Genomic DNA, 424 nt, shown 5'->3' with positions numbered 1-424 from the left:
CAGCACCTGGCCGATCAGGCGATGCGTGCCGGGGCACATCTCGGAGGCCTTGAGCACCACCGTGTTACCGCAGGCGAGCGGCATCGCCAGCGCGCGGGTGCCGAGAATGACGGGTGCGTTCCAGGGCGCGATGCCGAGGCAGACGCCGGCCGGCTGGCGGATCGCCATGGCAAGCGTGCCCGGCTTGTCCGAGGGGATGATCTCGCCCGAGATCTGCGTCGTCATGGCGGCTGCCTCGCGCAGCATGTTGGCGGCCAGCATGACGTTGAAGCCGGCCCATGGCCCGGTCGCTCCGGTCTCCTCCATCATCAGCCTGGTGAATTCGCCGACCTTGGAGGCCATCACCTCGGCGGCCTTGGAAAGCAAAGCGCGGCGCTCGCCTGGGCCCGTCCGCGACCATGCCGGGAAAGCCGCGGCAGCTGCG

General features: G+C 69.8%; 1 protein-coding gene. It reads right to left on the bottom strand.

The annotated features are described in order from the left end of the window. On the bottom strand, positions 1-424 hold a 424-nt coding region (locus EN807_RS32745; RefSeq protein ID WP_135937948.1), incomplete at both ends, for an aldehyde dehydrogenase family protein.

Origin of the sequence: Mesorhizobium sp. M5C.F.Ca.ET.164.01.1.1, from assembly GCF_004792125.1 — a bacterium.
In the GTDB taxonomy this organism is placed as follows: domain Bacteria; phylum Pseudomonadota; class Alphaproteobacteria; order Rhizobiales; family Rhizobiaceae; genus Mesorhizobium; species Mesorhizobium wenxiniae.
The sequence above is the reverse complement of the archived record's forward strand: the minus strand, read 5'-3'. Positions and strand labels throughout refer to the sequence as shown.